General features: G+C 62.9%; 26 protein-coding genes and 1 pseudogene. 15 read left to right on the forward strand and 12 right to left on the reverse strand.

Annotation, left to right across the window (positions count from 1 at the left end; genetic code table 11):
* Nucleotides 1-690 precede the first annotated feature (690 nt).
* From BLV94_RS49125 to BLV94_RS47300, 4 genes are all read right to left on the reverse strand, one after another.
* A complete protein-coding gene (locus BLV94_RS49125) occupies nt 691-1101 on the reverse strand; it encodes a hypothetical protein (RefSeq protein WP_167372265.1) in 411 nt (136 codons plus the stop codon).
* Complete coding sequence (locus BLV94_RS51380; protein WP_244163965.1) at nt 1076-1198, reverse strand: DUF6308 family protein; 123 nt, start codon at nt 1196-1198, stop codon at nt 1076-1078. Before BLV94_RS51380 ends, BLV94_RS49125 begins: the two co-directional genes overlap by 26 nt.
* Before the next feature lie 94 nt (nt 1199-1292).
* Nucleotides 1293-2066, reverse strand: coding sequence for a DUF5677 domain-containing protein (locus BLV94_RS47295; protein ID WP_143051544.1), 774 nt, complete (start codon nt 2064-2066; stop codon nt 1293-1295).
* Nucleotides 2067-2131: 65 nt separating this feature from the next.
* Complete coding sequence (locus BLV94_RS47300; RefSeq protein ID WP_167372266.1) at nt 2132-3796, reverse strand: SIR2 family protein; 1665 nt, start codon at nt 3794-3796, stop codon at nt 2132-2134.
* 686 nt (nt 3797-4482) lie between these two features.
* On the opposite strand from BLV94_RS47300, the gene BLV94_RS49835 reads away from it, so the two are divergent.
* The gene (locus tag BLV94_RS49835; RefSeq protein ID WP_167372267.1) at nt 4483-4647 is read left to right on the forward strand and encodes a hypothetical protein; all 165 of its coding nucleotides are present in this window, start codon (nt 4483-4485) and stop codon (nt 4645-4647) included.
* Between the two features lie 934 nt (nt 4648-5581).
* On the opposite strand, the gene BLV94_RS47310 is transcribed toward BLV94_RS49835, so the two are convergent.
* On the reverse strand, nt 5582-6268 hold the full coding sequence (locus tag BLV94_RS47310; RefSeq protein ID WP_083396016.1) for a helix-turn-helix transcriptional regulator: 687 nt from the start codon (nt 6266-6268) through the stop codon (nt 5582-5584).
* Nucleotides 6269-6459: 191 nt separating this feature from the next.
* On the opposite strand from BLV94_RS47310, the gene BLV94_RS47315 reads away from it, so the two are divergent.
* On the forward strand, nt 6460-6951 hold the full coding sequence (locus tag BLV94_RS47315) for a hypothetical protein (RefSeq protein WP_072950768.1): 492 nt from the start codon (nt 6460-6462) through the stop codon (nt 6949-6951).
* Here the strand turns inward: BLV94_RS47315 and BLV94_RS47320 are convergent.
* Entirely contained in the window at nt 6948-7349 is a 402-nt protein-coding gene (locus BLV94_RS47320; RefSeq protein ID WP_072950770.1) for a helix-turn-helix domain-containing protein, read from the reverse strand. The two genes, BLV94_RS47315 and BLV94_RS47320, sit on opposite strands and share 4 nt — an antisense overlap.
* 232 nt (nt 7350-7581) lie before the next feature.
* Between BLV94_RS47320 and BLV94_RS50125 the strand changes: the two genes are divergently transcribed.
* Nucleotides 7582-7890 (forward strand): hypothetical protein, encoded by a 309-nt coding sequence (locus BLV94_RS50125; RefSeq protein WP_174705587.1) that lies wholly within the window; start codon nt 7582-7584, stop codon nt 7888-7890.
* Between the two features lie 9 nt (nt 7891-7899).
* The gene (locus tag BLV94_RS47330) at nt 7900-8085 is read left to right on the forward strand and encodes a hypothetical protein (protein WP_072950772.1); all 186 of its coding nucleotides are present in this window, start codon (nt 7900-7902) and stop codon (nt 8083-8085) included.
* Nucleotides 8086-8142: 57 nt separating this feature from the next.
* On the opposite strand, the pseudogene BLV94_RS52280 reads toward BLV94_RS47330, so the two are convergent.
* A pseudogene (locus BLV94_RS52280) lies at nt 8143-8260 on the reverse strand (YciI family protein); the annotation flags it as partial.
* Between the two features lie 522 nt (nt 8261-8782).
* Between BLV94_RS52280 and BLV94_RS47335 the strand changes: the two are divergent.
* On the forward strand, nt 8783-9601 hold the full coding sequence (locus tag BLV94_RS47335; RefSeq protein WP_072950774.1) for a protein kinase domain-containing protein: 819 nt from the start codon (nt 8783-8785) through the stop codon (nt 9599-9601).
* On the forward strand, nt 9598-10989 hold the full coding sequence (locus BLV94_RS47340) for a hypothetical protein (protein WP_072950776.1): 1392 nt from the start codon (nt 9598-9600) through the stop codon (nt 10987-10989). The genes BLV94_RS47335 and BLV94_RS47340 overlap by 4 nt, the downstream gene beginning before the upstream one ends.
* Here the strand turns inward: BLV94_RS47340 and BLV94_RS47345 are convergent.
* Entirely contained in the window at nt 10946-11734 is a 789-nt protein-coding gene (locus tag BLV94_RS47345) for a hypothetical protein (RefSeq protein ID WP_072950778.1), read from the reverse strand. The two genes, BLV94_RS47340 and BLV94_RS47345, sit on opposite strands and share 44 nt — an antisense overlap.
* A 136-nt stretch (nt 11735-11870) precedes the next feature.
* Nucleotides 11871-13235: a hypothetical protein gene (locus BLV94_RS47350; RefSeq protein ID WP_072950780.1), complete on the reverse strand. Its 1365-nt coding sequence runs from the start codon at nt 13233-13235 to the stop codon at nt 11871-11873.
* Nucleotides 13236-13464: 229 nt separating this feature from the next.
* On the opposite strand from BLV94_RS47350, the gene BLV94_RS47355 reads away from it, so the two are divergent.
* From BLV94_RS47355 to BLV94_RS47380, 6 genes are all read left to right on the forward strand, one after another.
* Nucleotides 13465-13677, forward strand: coding sequence for a hypothetical protein (locus BLV94_RS47355; protein WP_072950783.1), 213 nt, complete (start codon nt 13465-13467; stop codon nt 13675-13677).
* A gap of 78 nt (nt 13678-13755) precedes the next feature.
* Nucleotides 13756-14016, forward strand: a complete 261-nt coding sequence (locus BLV94_RS47360; protein ID WP_143051546.1) for a hypothetical protein — start codon at nt 13756-13758, stop codon at nt 14014-14016.
* Nucleotides 14013-14396, forward strand: coding sequence for a hypothetical protein (locus BLV94_RS47365; RefSeq protein ID WP_072950789.1), 384 nt, complete (start codon nt 14013-14015; stop codon nt 14394-14396). Before BLV94_RS47360 ends, BLV94_RS47365 begins: the two co-directional genes overlap by 4 nt.
* 86 nt (nt 14397-14482) lie before the next feature.
* Nucleotides 14483-14746 (forward strand): hypothetical protein, encoded by a 264-nt coding sequence (locus tag BLV94_RS47370; protein WP_072950792.1) that lies wholly within the window; start codon nt 14483-14485, stop codon nt 14744-14746.
* A gap of 161 nt (nt 14747-14907) precedes the next feature.
* Nucleotides 14908-15186 carry a hypothetical protein gene (locus BLV94_RS47375; RefSeq protein WP_167372268.1) on the forward strand — a complete coding sequence of 93 codons (279 nt, stop codon included), beginning with the start codon at nt 14908-14910 and terminating at the stop codon, nt 15184-15186.
* Nucleotides 15183-15923, forward strand: coding sequence for a hypothetical protein (locus tag BLV94_RS47380; protein WP_072950797.1), 741 nt, complete (start codon nt 15183-15185; stop codon nt 15921-15923). Before BLV94_RS47375 ends, BLV94_RS47380 begins: the two co-directional genes overlap by 4 nt.
* Before the next feature lie 432 nt (nt 15924-16355).
* On the opposite strand, the gene BLV94_RS47385 is transcribed toward BLV94_RS47380, so the two are convergent.
* Nucleotides 16356-17426 carry a PhnD/SsuA/transferrin family substrate-binding protein gene (locus BLV94_RS47385; protein ID WP_244163966.1) on the reverse strand — a complete coding sequence of 357 codons (1071 nt, stop codon included), beginning with the start codon at nt 17424-17426 and terminating at the stop codon, nt 16356-16358.
* A gap of 45 nt (nt 17427-17471) precedes the next feature.
* Entirely contained in the window at nt 17472-17846 is a 375-nt protein-coding gene (locus tag BLV94_RS50130; RefSeq protein ID WP_174705586.1) for a hypothetical protein, read from the reverse strand.
* On the opposite strand from BLV94_RS50130, the gene BLV94_RS49135 reads away from it, so the two are divergent.
* Nucleotides 17788-18012, forward strand: a complete 225-nt coding sequence (locus BLV94_RS49135) for a 2Fe-2S iron-sulfur cluster-binding protein (RefSeq protein WP_341866532.1) — start codon at nt 17788-17790, stop codon at nt 18010-18012. The two genes, BLV94_RS50130 and BLV94_RS49135, sit on opposite strands and share 59 nt — an antisense overlap.
* A 64-nt stretch (nt 18013-18076) precedes the next feature.
* Entirely contained in the window at nt 18077-19294 is a 1218-nt protein-coding gene (gene fdhA / locus BLV94_RS47400) for a formaldehyde dehydrogenase, glutathione-independent (protein ID WP_072950802.1), read from the forward strand.
* 606 nt (nt 19295-19900) lie between these two features.
* Here fdhA and BLV94_RS47405 read toward each other — a convergent pair.
* A complete protein-coding gene (locus BLV94_RS47405; RefSeq protein WP_074933998.1) occupies nt 19901-20548 on the reverse strand; it encodes a TetR/AcrR family transcriptional regulator in 648 nt (215 codons plus the stop codon).
* 137 nt (nt 20549-20685) lie between these two features.
* Between BLV94_RS47405 and BLV94_RS47410 the strand changes: the two genes are divergently transcribed.
* Nucleotides 20686-21804, forward strand: coding sequence for a TauD/TfdA family dioxygenase (locus tag BLV94_RS47410; RefSeq protein ID WP_074934000.1), 1119 nt, complete (start codon nt 20686-20688; stop codon nt 21802-21804).
* Nucleotides 21805-22463 lie beyond the last annotated feature (659 nt).

Consider the following 22463-nt stretch of genomic DNA (forward strand, 5'->3'; position numbering starts at 1 on the left):
GAGCCGCTGCGCGGCTCGCAGTGGGCCGATTCCCGTTGCCGCCGATCGAGTCGCTTCGCTCCTCTGCGTTTCCGAGATTAGGCTCTCACCTGCACTTTTAATCCGGAACGTTCGACCCGGTCCCCCCACACCCCAACCAAGCTGGGGAAGCGGGTGGGTGCGCCCGACCCGCCGCACACCCACCCTCCCCGCACCGCTCCATGTCATACCCAAAGCATACCACCCACCCTCCACGCAACTCGCACAGTCGAAAACATCGCAACACCCAAAACTATTGATCTACAACATATTACGTACCTTACAATCTCATATTTGTGCACAACACTTGTAAATAGTTATTACACAATTGGTTACTCAAACATATTGCAAGTCAACAACTTTCAAATGTCCTCCAAAACGGGCGAAACGGACACCCACGCCGCCCCCGGCACCGGCCCCTCCCCGACACCTCTCCGGCACTCCGCCCCCACAGGTCGCCGGCGACCCCGCATCACAAACCGGGGACATGCCATCACACCAGGTCACAACCCCATCACACCTCTCACACAGGCGCGGCCCGCACCCCGGAAACCGGATGCGGGCCGCGGCTTGCGGGGTGCGGGGTGCGGCGGTCCACGTCACGGAGTCCAGCCAGGGCCGATCCTCCCGGCCCTCCACATACACCCCACCCGGCGGACCATCGAGCCACGCTCAGTCCGGGGTGAAGAACAGGTCCATCCCGATCACGAACCACGCCGCCAACGCGGCGATCGGCACAAACGGAACGGCGAACTGCCGGGCAGCGCGCCACGGAACCGTCACCAGCACCGCCGGTCCCGCCCAGCTCACCCAATACCCGACCGGCGGCGGATCCAGCCCGAACGACGTGAACGACCCGTGCGGATACACCCGAGGTCGCGGAACCTCGAAAAAGTGCTGCCACAAGATCACCGCCGGCACATAGCAAAAGAACCCCACCAGCAGACCCGCGCACACCCCCAGCGAAATCCGCCAACCCCTCGCCGAGCCCACGGGTGTCACCTCGTCCACACCACCCATCATCAGCCTCACCGACGACCGATCACCCAGGGACGTGTCATCTCCCCAGGTCAAAGCGCTCACCCAGGCCGCCGTTCTTGCCGTCCATCCACGCGATCACATCGAACACCCGCAGCGCCGAGACCTCCTCCGGAAGGCCGGCCTCCTCCCGAATCGACAAGCAACCGGCGGTGCAACGCCCCGCCGTCGGCCCGCAGCGCCTCCCAGACCGGGTTCAGATGCGAGGACTATCAGGCCGAAGTTCGGCCCCCTGTTCAAAGGCCGGACGACCTCCGCTGGAAATGCGGCTGTGTATCATCCGACCTGAGATCCATAGGGAGTCCGCCGCGACGCGCAATCCTCTCGACTTCCTTCACTCGCGACTTCTCCTGCTTCAGGGTCTCGATGACATACGACGCCATGACTGCCGACCAGCCGAGCGCCATCGCCAGGTCCGTCGGCAACTCCGTCGATCCCTTGGGTCTCAGTCTGAAGTTGTCGGTCGCAGCATCCCATTCCAGGTGGCGAGCCAGCGTGGATGCTGACGGGTGTACTGCGCCAGACAACGACCTGTACACCGTGTAGATCTTCTTAGTCTTGCCGTCGAATCTGTCGCAAAGGGATTGCATGTTGGGAAAATTCCCTCCGTCGCGCGAAGGATCATCCGCACCGGCGAGAAGATCGTCCGGGATCTTCGCATACTGCGCAAAGTCCTTGACAAACGCGGCGCTGCTCCGCCGGGTCGCGGCCACGAATGCGCGTTCACCCTGATCCGTGAGCAGGACCCATTGAGCGACCAGTGCGTGCTCGAACGCAACCCGCACGTTGGCGACGGCCGGATACACCAGGCCAGTCCTGATGAGCGTCAGGCAGGCCTCGACCTGGTTCAGTGCATGCCGGGCGATCGGATAGCACACGCGGAAGCAGTGGTTGTCCTCTTCTGCGACCAGGACTCTCGCCGGAGGAGTCTCGAATAGCTGTAGACATTCCTCGGCCGCAGCCATCCACCGTGATTCCTCCGGAATGAGCTTCACATCAAGGGAGACCATGGAGCCCATTGTGACGATTGACGGTCACCAGGTTGAGAACCGGCCCCGGGGGCCACTCGGAATTGCTATCCCCACCGCTTGTACTTCGAGACTACTTCGCGATGACGCAGGAGCGTCTCCTCAAGATTCTTGAGGTCCCCGAGGAGGCCGGTCCACGGCCAGTCTCTCGCCCCCTTAGCTGCGCTCTTGCGGAACTCTTGTTCTGCCGTCAGGCTGCCATCGGCTTTCCATTCTCGCTCCCCAACGTACTCACCGCTCATAGCCCTGTAGGCGCCTTCAGCTTTGGTCGCTTCTTGAACGAGGCCGACTCTGTACTCATATCCGTGAACAGCTGACGCATAACCTTGGTAGTCCGGAAAGAACTCTTGCAGCACCTCTCGAAGGTCTTCTTTCAGCATGTGGCTGCCCGGAAAATTCCAACGAGTTCCCCCGAACCGTGGGAGAGCGTTGACGACTTCGCCATCCAATCGAGCATTCACATGAAGTGCGTGGACGGCCGGGACCGACAGGTCGTTCCGATATGGATCACGCATCTCAACCTCCAGCAGCAGACGAATCAAGTCTGCGTCTCGGTTTCTCGCGACAGAAACCACACCCATCGCTTGGAGCGCCAACAGCGCTGGGTAGAAGCGGGCATCCCGCAGATGTTGGTTGAACGAGCCGTTAGGAATTGGTGCATTCCCCGCGGATAGGAGTCGTTGCAGGACTTCGCACCACAGTCCTGAGTGCTCACCTTCATGGTCGTGCCACACTCCGGTTGTGAGCAACCGCAGCAACGGAATCGACGACCGCAAGAATGCTGTATAAGTCTCGTCAACGAGTTCCCAAGTGCAGTTCGGATCACTGATAGGTTGGTCCCCGATCTCACGAACGACTCGGTCAGTTGCGTCCATCAGAAGGTCATAAAGATCGATCCGGTGAACGGGGTCCGGGAGGTACCTCTTGAGTCGAGCAATCGCCATCGCAGTAGTCAGTGGAGGTTCAGCGAGCCTTTCCAGCGCCTCGATGCTGGTCTCGAGGTTCGTGAAGAGTTCGTCTGCGTCGGCCGCCTCGACAACGTGGCCGGCCCGCAAGCTCAATAACCGCCCTGAGGTTGTGCCCTTGCTTGATCTGCGGTCCCAGTAGAGCGGGTAGCGCCGCGACTGCGCACGGTCGAAGGCAGCGACGAGGGCCGTGTCCCAATCGGCGGACCACCCTGAGATGAGCAGTCCATACTGGTCGAAGACCTGGTCAAGTAGGTTGTTCCACTCGGCGGGGTATTGCTCCAGCTCCTCTGGGGTGTTGCGTGTTTCCAGATCCGCGTAATCGCCGTGCAGTTTGATCACCGTCGCTCTCGCGTGGGCGAGGGGCGCCATCCCCTTCACCGCCTCGGGCCGGGAAATCACCTGAGGCGCGATCCCTTCTGCTTCGAGTGCTTGCTCGGTAAGTCGATCGAAGTTGGTTGTGAGGATGACCCGAACCGTTCCCCGCTTCACGAGCCGCGCGAGGGCTTCGTGTGCGGCGCTGGGAATCCTGGTCCCGTCGGTGCCTGAGGGTTCGAAGTATCCAGCGAGGAGACCCTGTCTGTTGGCCGGCGTCGGCGCCAACGACTTTAGGAGTGACGAGTAACCGAGCTCACCGTCCGCGTTGGCGGCCCACCAAGCTTCCGGGTCCTCTTCCGCAGCACTGACCGAATCGGGTGAACCCGGATTCGAAGCAATCGCTATACGTTTGACGAGATCTTTCACCACGCCCCACCCCGTGGGGATGCCAGCGCCCGTCGAAACGCCCGAGCCGATCAGGACGGCGTACACGCCAGGCTGTGAGTACATCGAAACCGCCAGCATCACGTGCGGTGTCAGGGCGTTCGAAGGTGACGGCTGTGTCAAAGAACTCTCCAAATCTCGAAGCTACCGATTCACTATTGCAGGCGCTTGGTTTGGACAAGGGATAGGGATAACAACTCATCGCCGTCGGCAAGTCCATGCACCCACGCTGGCCATAGCTGGACCTAACAGTTCACGAAGTTTGGCACAGACGGGGTTGGCGGGCAGCTGATGTCGGGCGATGTGTGTCGGTTGTTGTCCCGACAGCTGCCACCGCGATCGCGGCCGGCTTACCTGCCTCTCGCCACGGATGGCCAGCCATCTTCGAGGAACTCGCTGACACCCTTCCACGCATCCGGCATGAAGGTCCGGCATCGCAGGCTCTGACCTCGGGAAACGACACGTCCCCTCATCTCCGAGAGAGCCGAACGAGCCCGACAGTGAAACACGCTCAGGGCGCGCCCAGCCGATGAGTCGCCTCTATGGCGCCCTCACAACACACGGCTATCGCCGGATCACTGATGATGCACGGATGAGCCGGAGGCGTCACCGCACGCGGTGCGTGTCTCCTGACCGAGATCTACCGGCTTCTTGTGATGTTGCTCCCTCACATGACACGACCGACCGGCGTGTATCCCCTACCGCACACTGCGCCGCGCCGCGTCCACGACAGCGAATACTTTGACCGCTATTTCGCGTTCTGCATCCCCGTTCGTGACGTCAAGGATGCCGACGTGCGCGCTGACCTGACGCACCAGGTGCAGGCGGGGGAATGAGCGCACGATTCGCTGACCGCGAATGCATCGGTGACGACGCCTGCCGGCGTCTCGCGCGCGGTGCCAGGTCCTGCACAACCTCGACGTCATCGTGCAGGCTCCGGGGGACAGTCCGCGGCGGCTGCGCACCTGATTACCGAGGAAATCATCTCGCCCAGTGGCAGCAACCTGGCGTATTCACGGGTGGGATGAGGTGGTCTACTACACGTTGTTCGGGGGGGGGGGCGATCTGCGCGGCGAGTGCCACCGAGGAAGCCACCAGGTTCGTCGATGACTACCGGGTGCGGTTCGGTATGTCTGCGATCGTCGATGTTCTGGCGCGACCGACGGAAGTGCCCTCGGTGGACCCGGCCCAGGTTTTGGCGGCAACTTCGGCGCTGCGTGGGGAGGTGATCAGCCTCGCGGTGCGAGCCCTGACCACCGAGATCCCGTATGAGGAATGGGCGGACACCTCTGCGCTCAACCTCGCTCGCTACCTCGACGAGGACCTGTGGGCCCGACTGCGTCGGGAGGTACAGCACTTGCTGGACTCAGGATCTGCAACCCAAGGGGCGCCGAGATCGACTTCCAGGACATTTCCCTGGCCAACCGCAAGGTGTACGCCGCGAAAGCAATCCGCCAACTGCTCGGAGAACAGGACATTCCCGACGCCAGCTGAACCATAGTCCTCCTCTCGACTCCTCGTCGATCACGGATCCTGCTGCAGTGAACCCGCGATTGCCGACGCGAACTCCCGCGTCCCATGGGAAACGCCCGATCCGTTGTCGCGCCAGACAGAACCGGTCTGGACTACGGAGGTATGTCCGACTTCGGGGAAGTCCACAGTCACGCCGATCGGCTCACTAGTGAGACCGCAACCTCGGCCGTGCAGCATCTTTCACAGGAATTCCCGGGTCGCCGAGGGTGTGACGTCATCGCAACCTATGGCGGGGATCTACGGCTCGCCCTCTGTCTCCGACGCTTCGTCGGGGTTCTGTTGGACGAAGACCATCCTGCGCCGCAATCGCAGTGGATCCTCAGGGTTCTCTCGCCGCAACTGCTCCACACGTTGCATGATTCCGTCCCAGCCATCCCTCACCTGAATCGGCGTCGCGTAATGCGCCCAAGCCACCGTCGAGAGTGACATCGACGCCTTGTAGAGCGCATCTCTCAAGAGGTCTTGGGAAGTCCAGATCATCAGAGCGCGAATATGTTCGAGCGACAGCCCGGAGATATCGAACTGGCGACCTTCGATGATCCCTTTCTCCATACCGGTGAAGTCGAGCTGTTGCCGTAGGAGCTCGTAAGCCTCGACGATCGATTCCGTTGTCTTTACCAGAACTGCATGGGCGTTCATAGCCGTGTCAGCGAGAGTCTTGGTCGCATGCTTTAGGTCATCCTCGACATCACCACGCCCCAGGAGGGCATCGAGCGAGATGTCGAACAGAGCGGCCAGCTCCGCTGCCTCGTCCAACTTGATCGCGCGTGTTCCCGCCTCGATCTTCGCGATGGTCGTCGGATGTGCGGTGAGACCGCGCTCGGCAAGGCGCTTGGCGAGATCTTCCTGAGACCAGCGTCTTGCCATCCTTTCCGCCTTGATTCGCTTGCGGAAATAGCTCTCGGCACGATCATCCCTTCCCATATTGGGAATATACCCGTTTAAGGTTGCCGTGGGGCGAATAGTCTGTTGAACTGTACATATACCAAATTGGGTGCAACAACATATTGGGAAGGAATTGCCGCCCGTGTTTCAACCTCGGCCACAGCCCGCCAGCCCCAAGGGCGCCTCGGATCGCTCCATGGCTACCCGACAAGAGAAGGTGCGGTCGAGCAATGTCACCAGATAAGCGATCCCGCCGCGCCCGCACACCGAAGAAGACTCGCGACGACCTCCCCGCCCAGAGCCGCCCGTCCTCCGACGACCCCCATGAGATCGTGTACTTCCGCCGCTACATCGGAGCCGATTCGGCGCCAGGCCGCGAGTACCTCCAAGGACTCCCTACCAAGGTTCGCGCGACCATGAGTGCATGTTTGATCGCCGTCGCGAAAACACCCCCTAAGCGGTTCGCCGGCGGCGGGTATTGGGAGGCCATGCACGGCAGCATGACCGGCTGGTTCGAGGTTCGAGTCGACGGTCCTGGACGCACGCATCACCGGCTATTCTGTCGACTCGATTACGACGCCGAGGGGTACGACAAGCCACTGCTTGTGGTCATCACGGGGATGAGCAAGCCGTTCCGAACCACATTCTCAGAAGACGATTATGCTGCCGTACGCGAACTAGGTGACGAGTATTTCGCCAAGAATCCCCGCTCACTCAACTAACACGTGGCCGCGTCGAACACATCGATGGCAGCGCGCAGCTCGGCCTGATCTTGCACCTCACCGTCGACGAGAGCCTTGGACAAGGCGGAACCCTGCCGGTCATTCAGGGGTTCCAGAGTCAACCGGAAGCCCACTGCAGCAGCCAACTCCGAGACCGTACCCAACGTCGGGTTGGACGAAGAGGCACTCAGCAGCCGACGAACTGCTGCAGGTTCGACAGAGACCGCCCTTGCCAGGGCCGCCTTACTCAAATGGGCAGCTTCGCGTGCATCGTCGATCCCATTGATGATGGAATCAACGGTCTTGATCCTGATGGACTCCAGCAGAAACGCGCGCAGAAACTCCGGATCTTCAAGATCCTCGGCAAGATCGTCCCAAAAGACGCTGTGGCTATCCATACCGGCCCCTCTCAACTAAACGTAACATACATGATACGCACCGACGTGGGGTGACGCTACGCCCGTTTTACCCGCGCGACAACCGCGTGACGGCTCCCAGGACTTTGGAGGCGTGTTCAGCGGCCAGTAACCGCTGCTCGCGGGCGTATACCTCAAGCAGGAAAGGGAGCCTCCCCAGCGCGAGACACGGCCCAACTGCGCCTCGCAGGGCATCGGCCCTACCGTGGGCCACGTGAGCGCAATCCCGGTGGCCATCGACGTGACCGATCCCGGCGCCGAGGGAATCATCCGCCTTCTGACGTACGCGGTGGGATCGGCAGATCTAGACCGCCTCGACGTGGCGCTGCTGCCCTACCGTAACCGGATCCGCGGTCCTCGCCGTCGCCCAATCCCCGCAGAAGCCGATCGGTGTGCAACCCGGTGGCAGATGCTGGGATCGAACCATGCCGACTCGTCGCCACCCACGCGCGTCGAGGACCCCGGACAAGGTGGAGACGTCGAGCGTCGTCAACGCGGCGGCGGCCCCGGAGCAGCAGTCTGACCTCATAGCGTGTCACCGCCCCGGCCCTCGAGAGCAAGCTCGGGGTGTCAGCGCATCGCAGGCTCCGCCTACCGCATCCCCATCCGACTCAGCGACGACGAATACACCCGCGCCCACGCCGCCGCCCGCACAGCCGGCCAGAACCTCGAAACCTGGATCCACGACCGCATCACCGAGCTCCATCCCGATCCCTAGTAGGGGCCTCCATCCACCGTGCATCACTCCATCACCGTCACGGTCATGACATCCACCCAGGACCGGACGCAACTCGAGCCACTCGTGATCGCCCCCCACCCGCACCCTGAGCCGCGGACAACTCGAGCGCCCGCTCATGGCTGTCGACATCGATCACCATCCAACCTGCGATCACTGGGGCGTTTGCGGGCGATCAGCTTCGTCGCCCTTCATCCCGCCCAATCCCAGCAGCTCCCGAAGGGCAGGTCACAGGCGGGCCGCCCCGGGGCCAGCGACTCCGGTTCGACGCACCAGGTCCCGATCCGGGCCACTGCCGTCAGAAGCGCGTCAGCGTCTCCGACTCGGCGTGCAGGATCGCCCGCGCCGCCCTCGGTGGGACCTGCACGGACTCAGGAACGTCACCGCGACCAGATCCTCCGCGGTGGACCGGAACGCCTCCTGCACACTCTTTGTCGCCCACGTGCCGACGCTCAACCCGTCGTAATCCACTCCCGCCAGTGGAAATGCCTTTCTACCGGACTCCAGATGCCTCCCACAGCCAGAGATCTGGAGATCGGCGTATGGGAGGCAACCTTCAGGTCGGTGCATGTGCCCGCTCGAAACACATATATTCCGCAGGGCATTTGCCGGATCGCCGGGAATGTATCCTTTATCTGCTGCCGCCCATTCGAGGGCCGAGTTACTAAGGGGTTATTGCATGTCTCCGCGTTACGAATCAGCCGAAGTGGCGGCTGCGTTAGGGGTACCCACGGTGTCGTTCCTCGGCGCAGGGGTGTTCGGAGACACCTGGAAGGTTGGCGACCATGCAGTGAAGATCATCTGCAAGGACGGATACCCACCTGAACGTATCGCCCGCGAGGTCAGCGGACTCTCCCGCGTCGACAGCCCCCATGTTGTGAAACTGGTGCAGGCCGGTGCTGTGTCCTTGGGCGGACAGCCTCGCCCCGCATTGACCTTCGAGTACATCCCGGGCGGTGACCTCCAACAGAAGCTGGACGCCCGGAGTCGGCCGACAAGCATGGAGGCCTTGGGTTTGCTTCAGGGGCTTCTTACTGGTCTGCGAGACCTCCATGGCGCCGACGGCACAGTCCACCGAGACATCAAGCCGCAGAACATTGCCCTGCGCGATGGCAGGTGGGATCTTCCCGTGATCTTGGACCTCGGGCTGGCGAAGTCCACGACCGAGAAGACCGTCACGATCTACCCCGGGCATATCGGGACCGCCCCATACATGGCACCTGAGCAGCTCGAAGCCCGCCGGGCCAGAAAGGCCGCAGACCTCTTCGCCGTCGGGGTGACCGTGCGGGCGGCGATCACCGGCGAGCATCCGTTCTACGAAGCAGGCCAGCACTACACCTACGACGAGGCGCTCAAACAGATTGACCTCGGACCCACCCCGTTACCGGAAACCATTCCTTCAAATATTCACAACGTTCTCGACCTACTGGTACGCCCGGCCGAATTCGAACGCGGCAGCGCAACGAGCAACCTTCGCAGATTGGCGGCAGCTGAATGACCGATCCATGGAACACCGACGACGCCGACTCGGCCGACTGGACCGACCTCGATGACGAAGTCTCAGACTATGTTTCGCCGGATATCGACGCGCACTTCACGCAGGACGTCGGTCCGCGGGTCGTCGCCGAACTTCCCGGAGGGGACGGGTCTCTGGTGCTGAGCGGACCCGGCGCCGGAACGGCAGTCCTTCCCCGCACGACTGACACTGGCACAGGTTCGCCGCAGACGGTGCCGGGGATAGCCACCCGGGACCAGGCTCTGCGCGGTACCCGGCCTCTGATGATCGTTCACTGTCCCCACCAGAATCGTGGCAGTATCCCCCGCCTGTTGGCCTCCGTCCTCGCCGCCACCAGCGGGGCAGTCAGCGTTGGGGCGAGCGTACGGCTGCCCGCTGGATCAGCGACCGCTCACACTGACTGGCTGGACAGTTGCGCCGCCGCATCGGTTCGTCTCGCCGATCCCCTCTGCTATTTGCTCGACCCCACGATCGTCCGAGTACCCGAGGTCTCCTCACTCGCCAAGCGGCGATCTCCTTATCTCGCCGGCGGGCCGTTGAACATCGGCGATGTGCTCGACGCCCAACGCACCGCGGGCGCGAATCTGCTGCTGTCGTCCGGTCGGGCGCTCGACCCCACCTCGGCGCAGAAGTCCCTCGACACTGCCTTCGAGGAGGCCGACGACGCCCTCTCTGCACTCGGCCCGGGTGAGCGACTGGCACTGAACCTGACGCTGCCCGCCCAATGGCTGAGCAACCGTTCGCTGCGTAACGTCCTCTTCGCACAACTCGTCGACCAGGAACAATTCGATCTCTGGCACATTCGAGTCCAGTGGCCGGCGACCTTGCGGGCGCTCCACCAACCGCTGGATCACGATCTTCTCGACGGCTACAAGCGTCTCTCCCAACTGGCTTCCGACGAGGAACGGGCTCTACTGCTTCCCCAGAGCGGCTTGACAGGGTGGCTGCAGATTGGCTTCGGTGCGGCGGGATTCGGGGCCGGCCCGTTCGGATCAGGTCATGCTTTCAAGGAAGACAGCCAAGGCGGCGGTGGTGGCAACCCACCGATCCCCCGCTACTTCGAGCCGACACTGCTGCACCCGGTTGAGCGCAATGTGCACGACGTGCTCAGCGCCCGACCCGGATACGTCACGTGCGACTGCCCGTACTGCCCCGCCCTACTGTCCGGTGGCGAGTGGGACCACGGGTTGGCTCGCCTTCACCACCTGCACTGGATGGGCCGTCTCGCCGGTGTCGCCACCGCAACCGGACGATCGCAAGCGGCCGCGGTACGGCGCACGGTTCGAGATGCGATGGGCGCGGCCGCTGATCAGCCGTTGGTCGGTATCAGTGTGCCCCAACACCTATCAGTCTGGGATCGGCTCCTGTAGTAGCGACGAGGGTTTGCCCGAACACACGCGGCAGTTCTCCCGAGACACGGCCTGCCTGATGGAGCGCGGCTGCGCGCTCGACGAGGAGTTCTCGGTGGACCGGCCGCGTGTGGGGGGCAGCCGGTCTGATCATCGGGGACACCGTGCCATCGATCGCCACCGCAGCGAGTCCGACACCATACGTCGTGAACCATTGGTGATTGTTCGCCGCGGTGCGCACGCTCGACGCGTCCATGGCCACCCATGCCGCATCCGCGACCGAAGTGTGCCTGGAAGCCTGGGCAATGGCTCCTCGCCAGTCGCGTAGCTTAGCCTCGATCGTCACGACCTTCCGGGCAAGCGAACGGAACCGGTACGTCGGCCGCCAGTCCTTGCCATCCGTCTCCAGGTGGCCTCCATCGACCAGCCGCGGAAGGACGGATCTCTTTAGGTGTATGGCGGTCACACCGGCGGCCGATGCCAGGCTGTCAGTGGTCCATGAAGTGGTGATCGGATGTCGCGCGTGCGCGGTCGCGGCTAGCACGCGCACGTCGACCAACTCGGTCAAAGGATGTCTGCCGCCGCGGTCACCGAGCGCCTTCTTGTCGAACTGCACAAGGACGATGTCCGGGACTCCCGCGGTACACGGAACCTCGAACAAGGCCGTGCAGCCCTTGCTGAAGACCGCTTTGGCTCGGGCCAATGGCATGAGCATGTCGGCCTCCGCCCGGAACCGGGCCGGTCGCTCCGTCGCCAACACAGTCATGCGATCCACCCTAGCCGCAACGATTTCGCGGTGGTCGGAGAGATGCAAAAGTCGATCCCGGCATGGGGATGGGCGCGTAGACGGGGTGACGACGGCGGCGGGGAGGCCGCCGTCGTCACCCAAGGATTCGTTCCGCTCAGATGTACATCCGGGCGGCTCGCAGTACACGCTCGGCCTCGGGGTCCATGTTGTCCGCGGGCCGGCTGCTGCCGACTGTGCCGAGGCTGAAGAGTTGGTTGATGATCTTTTGAGCCAGTTTCGCGCTGCGACCCCACTGCGCACGGTTTCTGACCTCGACGTCGGCCGGTGGCCCGTCGAGCTCATCTTGCTTGTCCCACGGGAGGTCCACATCCAGAATCATCATGCGATTGCTGTCCAACGATTCGACTGCGTCGGTCAGCTCGTTTCGCCACTTCTCCCACGTCGTCGCCGGGAAACGCGGCTCTCCAGTGTCGTAGCGCACCGACATCCGCTCCTGGCGTGCAATGATCCGGTCGCTTTCACGGAGTAGAACGATGAACGGCAGTTGGTCGCGGAACTCGCTCGCTGCCAGCTCGACCAGTGAGTGCCGTTCCGGGAATTCGCCGGTCACCTCGCGGCCGGCGTGGTGGATGAAGGTGTGATCTGGTGGGGACAGAAGGTATCTGTTCAGTCCGTCATTGCGCACCTTGTTCATCGACTCGATGAACAGGTCGCGGTCGCCGTCCTTCACAGGAGTCGCGACTCGGCCGATCGAGGAGGTGTTCTGGACGCCCCAGCCCAGCGCGCGGGCGGCGACGGCCGTGACATTCTCACGCCAAGCGGTTTGCGTCAGCGCGACGACCGCGACCGACTTCACTCCGAGTCGCGGGAGCGGCACCGCTGATTGGGCTGGTGGCCGGTCAGCAGTGAAGCCGGGAATAGAGAGGTAAACGACCTGACTGTCGTCGACAGGGATAGGCGGCTTCGGACGCGGACGGACATGATCGGCGAGAAACACTGCACGGTCTCGGATGATCTCCCCGAACTCGAGAAGAAGGGCCGATCGGACGGTCTCTCCAGGTGGAATCAGGTCCGGTCGGACAGGAGTGACCGCGAGCCTGGTTCCGGTCAGAACCTCGGCGTCAGCGCTCGGGCCCGACCGGTTCGGAAGAATCCCGACCGCCCATCGTCCGGACGCGGTGATGTCCGCGGCCAACCCCAAGTGATCAACGGCTCCGGAACGGCGGACCTTCAGCTCATCCTCGAGTTGCACGACCTGCATTTTTAGGTTCTTCCATTCGGTGACGGTGGAATGTGCGTCCGGCAAATCAGGAAGAAGCGCCCTGAGCAGGGCGTCCGGGTCGATCTTCAACGCCTCAACGAAGTGCGCTATCTCGTTGACCGGAAGCCCACCGGACTTCAGCCGGCGCTTGACGGTCTCGTAGTCATATCGACCGCCGAGCCGCTCTGCGAGCTGACGAGAACTCAACTGGAGCTCCTTCAACTTCTCGTTATAGAGAGTCCTCAGATCGTTTTCCATTACCCCCTCATCTCTCCCGACCCCAACACACTGACACCACCAGCGGCCCGCGGCAAGATTAAGAACTGTCGCGCAGAAGACAACTTTTTACTGCCTGGGCGCGACAACATATTCCGGTCATGCCGCGACATTCATTGTCCTATTCGCGCACTTGAGTACTCCGTAACGTTTCTCTCACAGAGGGATACGGCAACAAGCCAGCCCCCCGAACCGAGGGAATGGTGACCAGATGGGATGGAAGGACAAAGCGAAGGCCGCCGGCACCGCAGCTGGGATCGTGGTGAACATGGCCACCGCTCCGGTGCAGAACACCGGCAACATCGCCGACTCGAAACGTGAGGGCAAGGCGATGATGCGCGACCGCGCCAACAATGACGCGTCGAGGATGCGTGGGGAGACCCGCGCGAAGGGCGTCCGTAACGGCGGGAGCGGCAACAAGTAACCAGGCGAGCAGAGACCGGTGTTCGGGTCGAGGCTCCTCGCCCCGAACACCGATCTCTCCAGCGGAAGGACGCACACGATGAGCAGTAACCGCAAGATCTCCGCAATCACGGGCCTGGTTCACGCGCAGTCCCGCCAGCTCGAAGCGGAAACCGGAAAGGCGCGGATCGAACTCGACACTCGCCGATTCGATGATGCAGTTGCTCAACGAGATCGGTACCTGCCGATCATCGAGCAGGTGCGTGAGCGACACGCCGCGCGGGTCTTCGACTATCAGCGAGTCTTGCAGGCCGAGAAGCAGTTCACGTTCGAGTCCCGACCGAGAGGAACAGGCACATGAGCAGACCGAATCTCCCTGAGCGGGCGTCCTCGACGAGCCCGGCGGGGTACGACCGACCTCGTCCTGCCCTGCCGTTCACCGCGGCAGGACGGCTGGAGCGGGCGACGACGCACCGGGCGAACGAGATCGCAGCAAACACATTTCTCGATGCGCAGAAGGCGGAGGGTCGAGCGGTCGTCGGAGTCGTCAAGGTCCGCGGCGCGTTCGCGGTGGAGAAGGAGGGACTACTCGGTGCCGCCCACCTCGCCGAGGAAGTGTCGAATGTGCTCGCACAGAGTGGCCCCCTCGCCGATCAGCTGGTTGCCGAGCTGTTTCCGGGAAGCAGCGCGAGGATCCAGCGGGTGATGAACTCGGCGAGCGAGGCCATCGAACGCGCCTAGATGGCGAGGCGGTGTGCCGCACCCTTCGTGAGGCACACCGTCCTCGCCTGACGGGCGGACTCATCCGAAACAGAAGGAGAAACCTGATGGGTGGAGACCTGGAGAGGCGCCGCCAGAACTCGGCGGACCGACGCACCAACCGCGATATCGCGCGGGTCGAGGCCGAAGTGGCCCGGGCCGTTCAGCAGGTGCGAACGCAGATCGCGAAGGAACACGCGGCCCTGGGAGCGATCGGCAGTTGCGTGCGCGCCGTCGAGGCTCTGCCCCCGTCGATTCCCCGGGCACAGCGCCGGATGGCCGAGAGAGTCGCGATCCGCACCAGTCGCCTGATCGGAAGGCTCGTCCAATGACCCACAACGACACACCCGGACGTGATTCGCGCTGCGCCTATACGAGCCGATGGATCCAACCGGCTTCGCCTCGAGATCCCGAGGACTTGGCTCGCCAGATGCGCGATCTGCACGAATCGATGAACCACTTGACCGCGACAGCCTCACCCCTCGGACAACAGATGATCGACGAGTTCCGCGCCGGCACGTATGGCCGCCTTGCTCCGATGGTCGCCGCACTCGACCCCAGCTTTACCCCGACGGAGGGGCATATCCGCGACGATGGCCTCCAGGCCGACATTCCCGATCTGCGAGTTCCCCGGGACGTAGAGGGCAAGGTCATCGAGTCAGACGGTTCCAGCGGGACACCCGACTCGGACGAGCCCAACAACGTGCGGCTGGTGATACAGCGAATCTTCCGCCGGACCCCCAGACACCGCAATAGACGGCGCGCACCATGATCGCCCCGCTCGTCATCTGGATCGTGGGCCTGATCGGCACCGGCCTGATAGCGGTCATCGGACTCATGTGGCGGTGGCGCTACGTCCTCGGCGGCGCCGGGATCGTTGGTGTCGTACTGATCGTCACGACGTTCATGCTTCCCGCTCTCGACCGAGACCGTCAGGTGGCCGCGGCTCCCGTGCGCCCGCATCTGCAACCGCTCGCGTGGGGTCAACTCGACGTTCAGCACAGAGACGACGACACCGGACAGATCAGTCCCGGCCACATCGTGTATGCCACTGTGCAGGTCACTGCCGGGGACGAGGCGATCTCCCTGCCCTCGATCACCGCTTCGAATCCCGAATACGTGGTGTGGCTGACGGTCTCCAACATCGGGCGTCATTCGGATAGGTTGCGCGTGGCCAGCGACGCTGATGGATCCCCGATCGCCTTGGTTCCCTCGCACGATGACGAACTTGTCACCGAATTCGGCCACCCCGCGCTCCCGATTCCCGGAGCGTCCTGCGCCGCCCTCGCGCCACGGCGCACGTGTGAAGTGACATTAGTGTGGTGGTTCTACGCCCACGGCCCCGTCGCTCCCCTACTCGGACTCACCCTGGCACCGACAGACAGCGATCCCACTGCCACGGACGACCGGACCGATGTCGCGTACGCGCCTTGGCCCAAGCTTCCGCCCGACCCCGAATGCCGCGGTGAAATGGCACAATTCTGCGGCGTCGTGGACGCACAGCGATGAGTGCAATTTCGCCTCGCATCTTGGATTTACGTAGCAGGGCGCTCTGAAGCCTCAAGCGAGGAACCGCGACGAGTGGGGCCAGTTTGGAGGGACTTCCAAGTGCTTTCGCGTCCGCGGTGATCAGTACCACCGCCGCCCGACTCCTACGACATCGCCACCAAGAAGGTCCCAAAGAAAGAGATCCACACGCCCTGACTCCGCTCGCGGGCAGCCGCGGGATGCTCCGCAAGGCACGATCACCAACGGGGCCGACTCTCCTCGATGTCTGCAGTGTTGGACATGTGCATCTCCCCTGGTTCGTTTCACGGATTGTTGTGACCAGCTCGCGGGTGAGGTCGACGCCGCGGACCTACACGCCGGTGGAACCGGACAGCGCGATCACAGCGAGTCGAGAAGCGGCCTGCGTCATGTGAACTCCTTCGATGGGAACTGTCAGGGCAGCGGTGTCGGCGCAACGCCGTCCGCCGCGTTCTGGGCAACGACTATGTCGTTGTAGCGACCGTCGACATAGGGGCCGACATTCACGCGAGTGGCGATCGTGCCGGTATTGAACAGTCCGTCCGCGACGGTCTGGAACAGAACGATCGACTTGTCGTCGATCGGGTAGAACTTGCCGGTACCGACCGTGTCGTGTAGTTCGCGTCCCTGTTCAGTCGTCAAACCCTGCGTGCCGACGTAGTACTCCTCGACCCATTCGTCGGGATGTGATTCGATCCAGTTGTTCGCGGCGACGTTCCGGCCCACGAAGTCGCCGATCGCCGCCGCCTTGGCCGGATCCTCGAGAACTTCGCGTCGCACGATCAACGTGTTGATTCCGGTGTTGATTCCGGTTCCGTCTCCGAGGACGGGCGGCTCGCCCACCTTGTAGTACTGGGCACCTGCGAGCATCGCTGCATCCACCGCGCCAGAGGAGAACGTCGGCGCGACCTCCGAACCTGCCAACTCGACGGCCTCGATGTCGGTCTTCGGATTCAGCCCGGCTTTGGCCAGCAGTCCGGCCGTGACCATGTGGCGCCCGGTCCCCGGTGGGTATGCCACCTTTCGCCCCTTCAGGTCCGCGACGGTCTTGACGTCACTTCCCGGCCGTGCCACCAGGAAGTACCCGCCGCTGCTGCCCGGATTGGCTTCGAGGCCGACCGCGACGATGTCGGTGATGCCGTTCGCCACGGCGATCGGAATCGGGGCCTCACCGATCGAACCGATGTCCGCGGCGCCCGAACGCAGTGCCTCGATGACCGCCGGTCCTCCGCTGAAGTCGGCGAACTCGAGCTCGTACGGTAGGCTCTCGGCCGCGCCCGACAGCTTCAGGGGCCGCGAGCGGCTGGCATCCTGCTCGGCGACGACCAGCTTGGTTCCCTCGGGAATGTCGCCACCGCCGTTCGCGATGGTGGCCTCGGCCAGCGCCTCCTGCTCACTCGAGCCGGACAGTCCGCACCCGGAGACAACCAGACTCGCGGCCAACACGGGCAGCATGAGCCACCGGGAACGTGTGGAAGACAGCATATTCAATCCTTTTCTTGAAGCGATTCGTGGTGGGCGGGACTCGCGTCATCGTGCGTCGGGCTCGTCGCCGACGCCGAGTTCTGTCAGTAGCCGCCGACGCAGCGTTCCGAATTCGGGTGTCTCGCGAGAGCGGGGTTGCGGGATTCCGACCTCCGAGGACAGGGAGATTTCACCGTCGGTCAGCACGATCACGCGGTTGGCGAGCAGGATCGCCTCGTCCACGTCGTGGGTGACCAGCAGCACCGCAGGCCGGTGTTTGGCGACCAGTTGCTGCAGTAGGCCATGCATCTTGATGCGGGTCAGCGGCGGCGGCGAGAACGCGACCGGCTTCGATGTCGAGTTCACCAAGAGTGCCACGACAATCCACTGCTCCTCGGACACCCCCGTCCTCGACGCCGCAACCAAGGCTGGACTGAACATGCCCTCCTCCTGTGGTCAGGGCCTGTGCGGAACCTGCAAGGTCACCCTCGTCTCCGGAGAAGTCGACATGCAACACAACGGCGGCATCCGCCCCAAGGAGATCGCCCAGAACAAGATCCTCCTGTGCTGCTCGAAACCACGAACCCCCCTCGTCGTCGACGCCTGACCGCCGACCCTACGAGAACACATCACATCCCCGAAAACCACCCCCAGCGTCGAGGAGGCCAGCGATGGCGTCGAACAGAGCAGTAACCTACGTCGGACCCGGTGAGGTCCAAGTCAATGAGATCCCGTTCCCCAAACTGGAACTGGTGAACGGACCGGGAGTTCATCCCGCCAACATCGGACGCAAGTGCGAGCACGGCGCCATCCTCAAGGTGGTCACCACCAACATCTGCGGCAGTGACCAGCACATGGTCCGCGGACGCACCACCGCCCCCGAAGGATTGGTTCTCGGCCACGAGATCACCGGCGAGATCGTCGAACTCGGCCGCGACGTCGAATTCCTTTCCGTCGGCGACGTCTGTTCGGTGCCGTTCAACATCGCCTGTGGCCGCTGCCGCAACTGCAAGATCGGGCAGACCGGTATCTGCCTCAACGTCAACCCCGATCGTCCCGGATCCGCCTACGGCTACGTCGACATGGGCGGCTGGGTCGGCGGTCAGGCCGAATATGTGATGGTCCCGTACGCGGACTTCAACCTGCTCAAGTTCCCCGACCGCGACCAGGCACTCGAGAAGATCCTCGACCTGACGATGCTCTCGGACATCTTCCCCACCGGGTACCACGGCGCCGTCACCGCCGGCGTGCGGCCCGGCTCCACCGTCTACATCGCCGGCGCCGGCCCGGTCGGTCTCGCCGCCGCGGTGGGAGCTCAGCTCCTCGGGGCGGCCGCCGTCATCGTCGCCGACATGAACCCGAGCCGACTCGAGCAGGCCCGCTCCTTCGGGTGCGAGACCGTGGACGTGTCCCAGGGCGACCCGGCTGAGCAGATCGAGCAGATCCTCGGCGTCCCCGAGGTCGACTGCGCCGTCGACGCCGTCGGATTCGAGGCCCGCGGGCACGGCGACCACGCCGGCCACGAGGCACCGGCGACCGTCCTGAACTCCCTGATGGACATCACCGCCGCCGGCGGCGGAATCGGCATTCCCGGCCTGTACGTCACCGACGACCCGGGCGGAGTTGACGACGCCGCCCGCAAGGGAGCCCTGTCGCTCAGCCTCGGCACCGGCTGGGCGAAGTCCCTCTCGTTCGCCACCGGACAGTGCCCGGTTATGAAGTACCACCGCGAACTGATGCACGCGATCCTGCGCGACCGGGCACGCATCGCCCAGGCCGTCAACGCCACCGTCATCTCCCTCGACGAGGCACCGGCCGGCTACGCCGAATTCGACAGCGGCGCCTCGAAGAAGTTCGTGATCGATCCCCACGGACTCATCTCCGCCTGAGACAGGATTCATCTGACCAACGTCGCAGCCTCTCCACACGTCGAAGGTCGACACATGCGGAGTTCTCGGTCGTCATCGAGTTGGGTCGCACCTCCGGCTCCCTCCCTGACGGGCGCTCACCCTCAATGCACGGCCAGCAGCCCACCCCGGTCGAGAAGGAGCAACTATGAATCGGTCCAAAGAACCTGATCAGAGTACCCGCGAAGACGATCTCCTTGTGCAGTTCTTCCAGCGGTGGGCTCCTTTCGGCGGTGGTTCAGATGAGGACATCATGGTTACGTTCGGCGTAACGAGGAGGGTCTACGTAGATCGTCTGCGTAGCTTGGCATGCAGCCCACGAATCCTGCGTTATCCCATCGCGGTTCGGATGCAGATCCATGACTTCTTCGGAGTGCCGTCGAGGCGACTCACCCCATGAGGTTGGCTCGCCGACGCTGCTCTCCGCTGCGTAGCGGGTCTGGAAGGTAGGTGTCAGGTCCTTCGTGGCCCAGCCGGAGTCAGGGAGGGCTGAGCCGATGTAACCGCAGGGTCGATTCCTGGCCACCGCCGTGGTCAACGATGCGGCACCGCCTCCACCCACCCGCGACTACGGTTTGTGAGCGACGTTCAGAAACGCGGCATGCTGTGAACCAAATTGTGCCATCTGTCGGAGAACTCAAATTCAGCTAGACCGATGACTGGAATCACCTGCGAGATAACAAGTTTTGTCATGAAGTCAAAACTCGGCGTAAAATCACGCCTGATCAGGCCGATGATCGCATTGACGTGATACTCCGCGATGATCAATGCCGGGTGATTCGCGGAGGCATCGCGGTCATCTAGCCCACCGCCGATCGCTTCCGCAAGCGGCTCAGCAAGCCTCTGCACCCATTCTCTGGGAACTGACTCCAACTCGAACATGTTCGGATATCGAAAGAGTTCCTCGACAAGCCGGTAAATCGTGATCACAACTCGATAGTTTGCGTCTGGATTTTCCCGCTGAACATCTTCGCGGATTCGGTGTTCCACATGTCTGACAGAGCGCAGAAGTAGCTCACTGAACACGTCGTTGATGCCGCGCTCGAAGTGATAGTAGAAGGTGGTCGAGCTGACACCAGCTTCTTTGCAGATCGAAGCTACCGTGATCGGCTGCTTCCGGCGAGACGAAGCCTGCCGCACAGCGCTTCCGAAGATCTTCATCTTGGTCCGCTGATTCTTGGTCTCAGCTGCACGCGCTCGCGCCGCCGCCGCACGGTCCTCTAACTTCGGAGTCATGCGCAAACCATAGTCCTCATACTCAGTGCCATCCGACTCGGATGCCTATCTCACTCGGGTCACAATCCGAGTCGGGTATTGACCCCAGTCGGATAGTGATTCAGACTGGGGTTTCCCCGGATGAAGAGGAGACCGCCATGACAGGCGATCGGATTCGACTGAAGGCTTTTTTGGAACAGAGCGAGGAATTTCTCGAGAGTGCGCGCACCCAGTTTCCGGATGCTGCGAAACTCACCATCCCAGACGTCCTGATGCAGGAGCCCCGTCCGCTTACGCCGGTGTGGATCGATAACCCAGACTCGCCCACGCGAGAAGAACGCAGGCAAATCGAAGATGACTTCTTCGGACCGAATGGAGTCGCACACTTCGCCTACGCCGGGGAGCGGTCGAAGAAGACCGATCGACATCAACTTTTCGCGCTCGCCGAACAACTGAATGGCAGATTGCCGCTCGCACACGCTGTTGACCACCCGATGGAGCAACACCCACAAGCTCGCATGAGATTCGGTCCCAGCGACGGCACCTTGAAGATCTACAACCTTCCGATTCCTCTCGAGGTCGACAAGTACCGGGAAGTCGCTGAAAGCAAGGAGTTGTTCGCCGCGCACAACGACGGGCTCGGCTATGCGGGTGCAGTCTCAGCCGCGATGCTCGTACTCGACTCTGCACCGGCATGGGGTGGATACACCTGCTTCCAGCAGTTCATCCGACTCGCCATAGCCCTAGCTAACTCTGACGCGAGGGCTTTTCGCGCCCTGTTCACCCCGGACGCAATCGTTGCTGTCCGCCCGCGGGGCAAGGGCGCGATCCGCGTCGCGTCACCAGTCCTCTATGTCAATGACCATGGACATCCACAGACGTTCTTCCGCATCGGTTCGGGCGAGTACCAAATCAGCTGGCGAAAGGATCTCCCCGCCCTGAACCAAGCTCGAGAGTTGCTTGTGAGGCTCGCGCAGCCTTTCGCGCCATCATCAACCTTTGTGCACATGATGCATCCGGGCCAGGGGGTACTAATCCGAAATCCCCAGGTAATTCACTCCCGGACTGCCTTCGAGGACGACGTCTACGGTACGCAACGCGTACTCGCTCGCAAGTGGTTTGTGGCGTCCGCCGCTGACTCCGCCTACAAACACGTCCCGGGGATGAACGTCCATCCCCGGTACTCACGGCTCTACCCCGAGTACTTTGCTCCCGAGTACCTGTCCGGAGAGTGGCATTTCGATCAATCAGCTGGTCGCAACGTGCGGATCGGGTAACGCCAACCGCCAGGGGAGACTCGAGTGTCACACGGGGTGTCCGATCGAGCGGAACGCCTTCGGCGAGGCCGCGCACGTGCGCGATGGCAGTGGACCCAGGTGAGGTTTCGACAGGCACGCACCCGATTAACACCTCGGCTGCCCGCAAGCCGAACGCCTAGCACCGGATGACGATCCTGCAGCGGGCGGCCGCGGGTGGGTGTTGTTCTTCAGTGGGTGTTGTTCTTCAGTCAGCATTGCGACCGTGATCGCGCGGCTGTCGATTGATGTGTCGGCCGTGACCTCGTTTGTGCCACTTCGGGCTCCGACGAAGGATTGCGTCACAATGCCGCTGCTCGAGTAGCCGAGAACCTCGTCACTGCCGATGCGTCGCCGTCGGGCGTGAGGCGCATCGGCAGTCCGGGGCCGTCTCCGGCTTTGTTGGAGTCCACGGAGGTCAGGTCGATCTGCAGAAGGCACGAGCCCGAAATCGGCACGGCGCCGTCTGTCGTGCGGTAGTTCTAAAGCTGCGCGCGATGTCGCGAGCAGCTGAAAATCGTCTGATCCTCGTTCAGCGACCAGAACGAATCCGCGCACACTCCGGTACAGGCCCAGTCCTTCCGTTAGAGGACCTCCTGGAACGACGAAGCCCCCACCCTCGAGGGGAATGGGGGAGTTCG

The organism is Rhodococcus koreensis (genome assembly GCF_900105905.1).
In the GTDB taxonomy this organism is placed as follows: domain Bacteria; phylum Actinomycetota; class Actinomycetes; order Mycobacteriales; family Mycobacteriaceae; genus Rhodococcus_F; species Rhodococcus_F koreensis.

Coding starts and splice junctions, on each gene's coding strand:
- BLV94_RS47295 (WP_143051544.1), bottom strand. CDS start 2,066: ATGGTCTCCCTTGATGTGAAGCTCATTCCGGAGGAATCACGGTGGATG.
- BLV94_RS47335 (WP_072950774.1), top strand. CDS start 8,783: ATGTCTCCGCGTTACGAATCAGCCGAAGTGGCGGCTGCGTTAGGGGTA.
- BLV94_RS47360 (WP_143051546.1), top strand. CDS start 13,756: ATGAGCAGTAACCGCAAGATCTCCGCAATCACGGGCCTGGTTCACGCG.
- fdhA (WP_072950802.1), top strand. CDS start 18,077: ATGGCGTCGAACAGAGCAGTAACCTACGTCGGACCCGGTGAGGTCCAA.
- BLV94_RS47410 (WP_074934000.1), top strand. CDS start 20,686: ATGACAGGCGATCGGATTCGACTGAAGGCTTTTTTGGAACAGAGCGAG.
- BLV94_RS47370 (WP_072950792.1), top strand. CDS start 14,483: ATGGGTGGAGACCTGGAGAGGCGCCGCCAGAACTCGGCGGACCGACGC.
- BLV94_RS47310 (WP_083396016.1), bottom strand. CDS start 6,268: ATGGGAAGGGATGATCGTGCCGAGAGCTATTTCCGCAAGCGAATCAAG.
- BLV94_RS47350 (WP_072950780.1), bottom strand. CDS start 13,235: ATGGAAAACGATCTGAGGACTCTCTATAACGAGAAGTTGAAGGAGCTC.
- BLV94_RS47315 (WP_072950768.1), top strand. CDS start 6,460: ATGTCACCAGATAAGCGATCCCGCCGCGCCCGCACACCGAAGAAGACT.
- BLV94_RS49835 (WP_167372267.1), top strand. CDS start 4,483: ATGACACGACCGACCGGCGTGTATCCCCTACCGCACACTGCGCCGCGC.
- BLV94_RS47340 (WP_072950776.1), top strand. CDS start 9,598: ATGACCGATCCATGGAACACCGACGACGCCGACTCGGCCGACTGGACC.
- BLV94_RS47320 (WP_072950770.1), bottom strand. CDS start 7,349: ATGGATAGCCACAGCGTCTTTTGGGACGATCTTGCCGAGGATCTTGAA.
- BLV94_RS47365 (WP_072950789.1), top strand. CDS start 14,013: ATGAGCAGACCGAATCTCCCTGAGCGGGCGTCCTCGACGAGCCCGGCG.
- BLV94_RS47355 (WP_072950783.1), top strand. CDS start 13,465: ATGGGATGGAAGGACAAAGCGAAGGCCGCCGGCACCGCAGCTGGGATC.
- BLV94_RS50130 (WP_174705586.1), bottom strand. CDS start 17,846: ATGTTCAGTCCAGCCTTGGTTGCGGCGTCGAGGACGGGGGTGTCCGAG.
- BLV94_RS47405 (WP_074933998.1), bottom strand. CDS start 20,548: ATGACTCCGAAGTTAGAGGACCGTGCGGCGGCGGCGCGAGCGCGTGCA.
- BLV94_RS47345 (WP_072950778.1), bottom strand. CDS start 11,734: ATGACTGTGTTGGCGACGGAGCGACCGGCCCGGTTCCGGGCGGAGGCC.
- BLV94_RS47385 (WP_244163966.1), bottom strand. CDS start 17,426: ATGCTGTCTTCCACACGTTCCCGGTGGCTCATGCTGCCCGTGTTGGCC.
- BLV94_RS47380 (WP_072950797.1), top strand. CDS start 15,183: ATGATCGCCCCGCTCGTCATCTGGATCGTGGGCCTGATCGGCACCGGC.
- BLV94_RS47375 (WP_167372268.1), top strand. CDS start 14,908: ATGATCGACGAGTTCCGCGCCGGCACGTATGGCCGCCTTGCTCCGATG.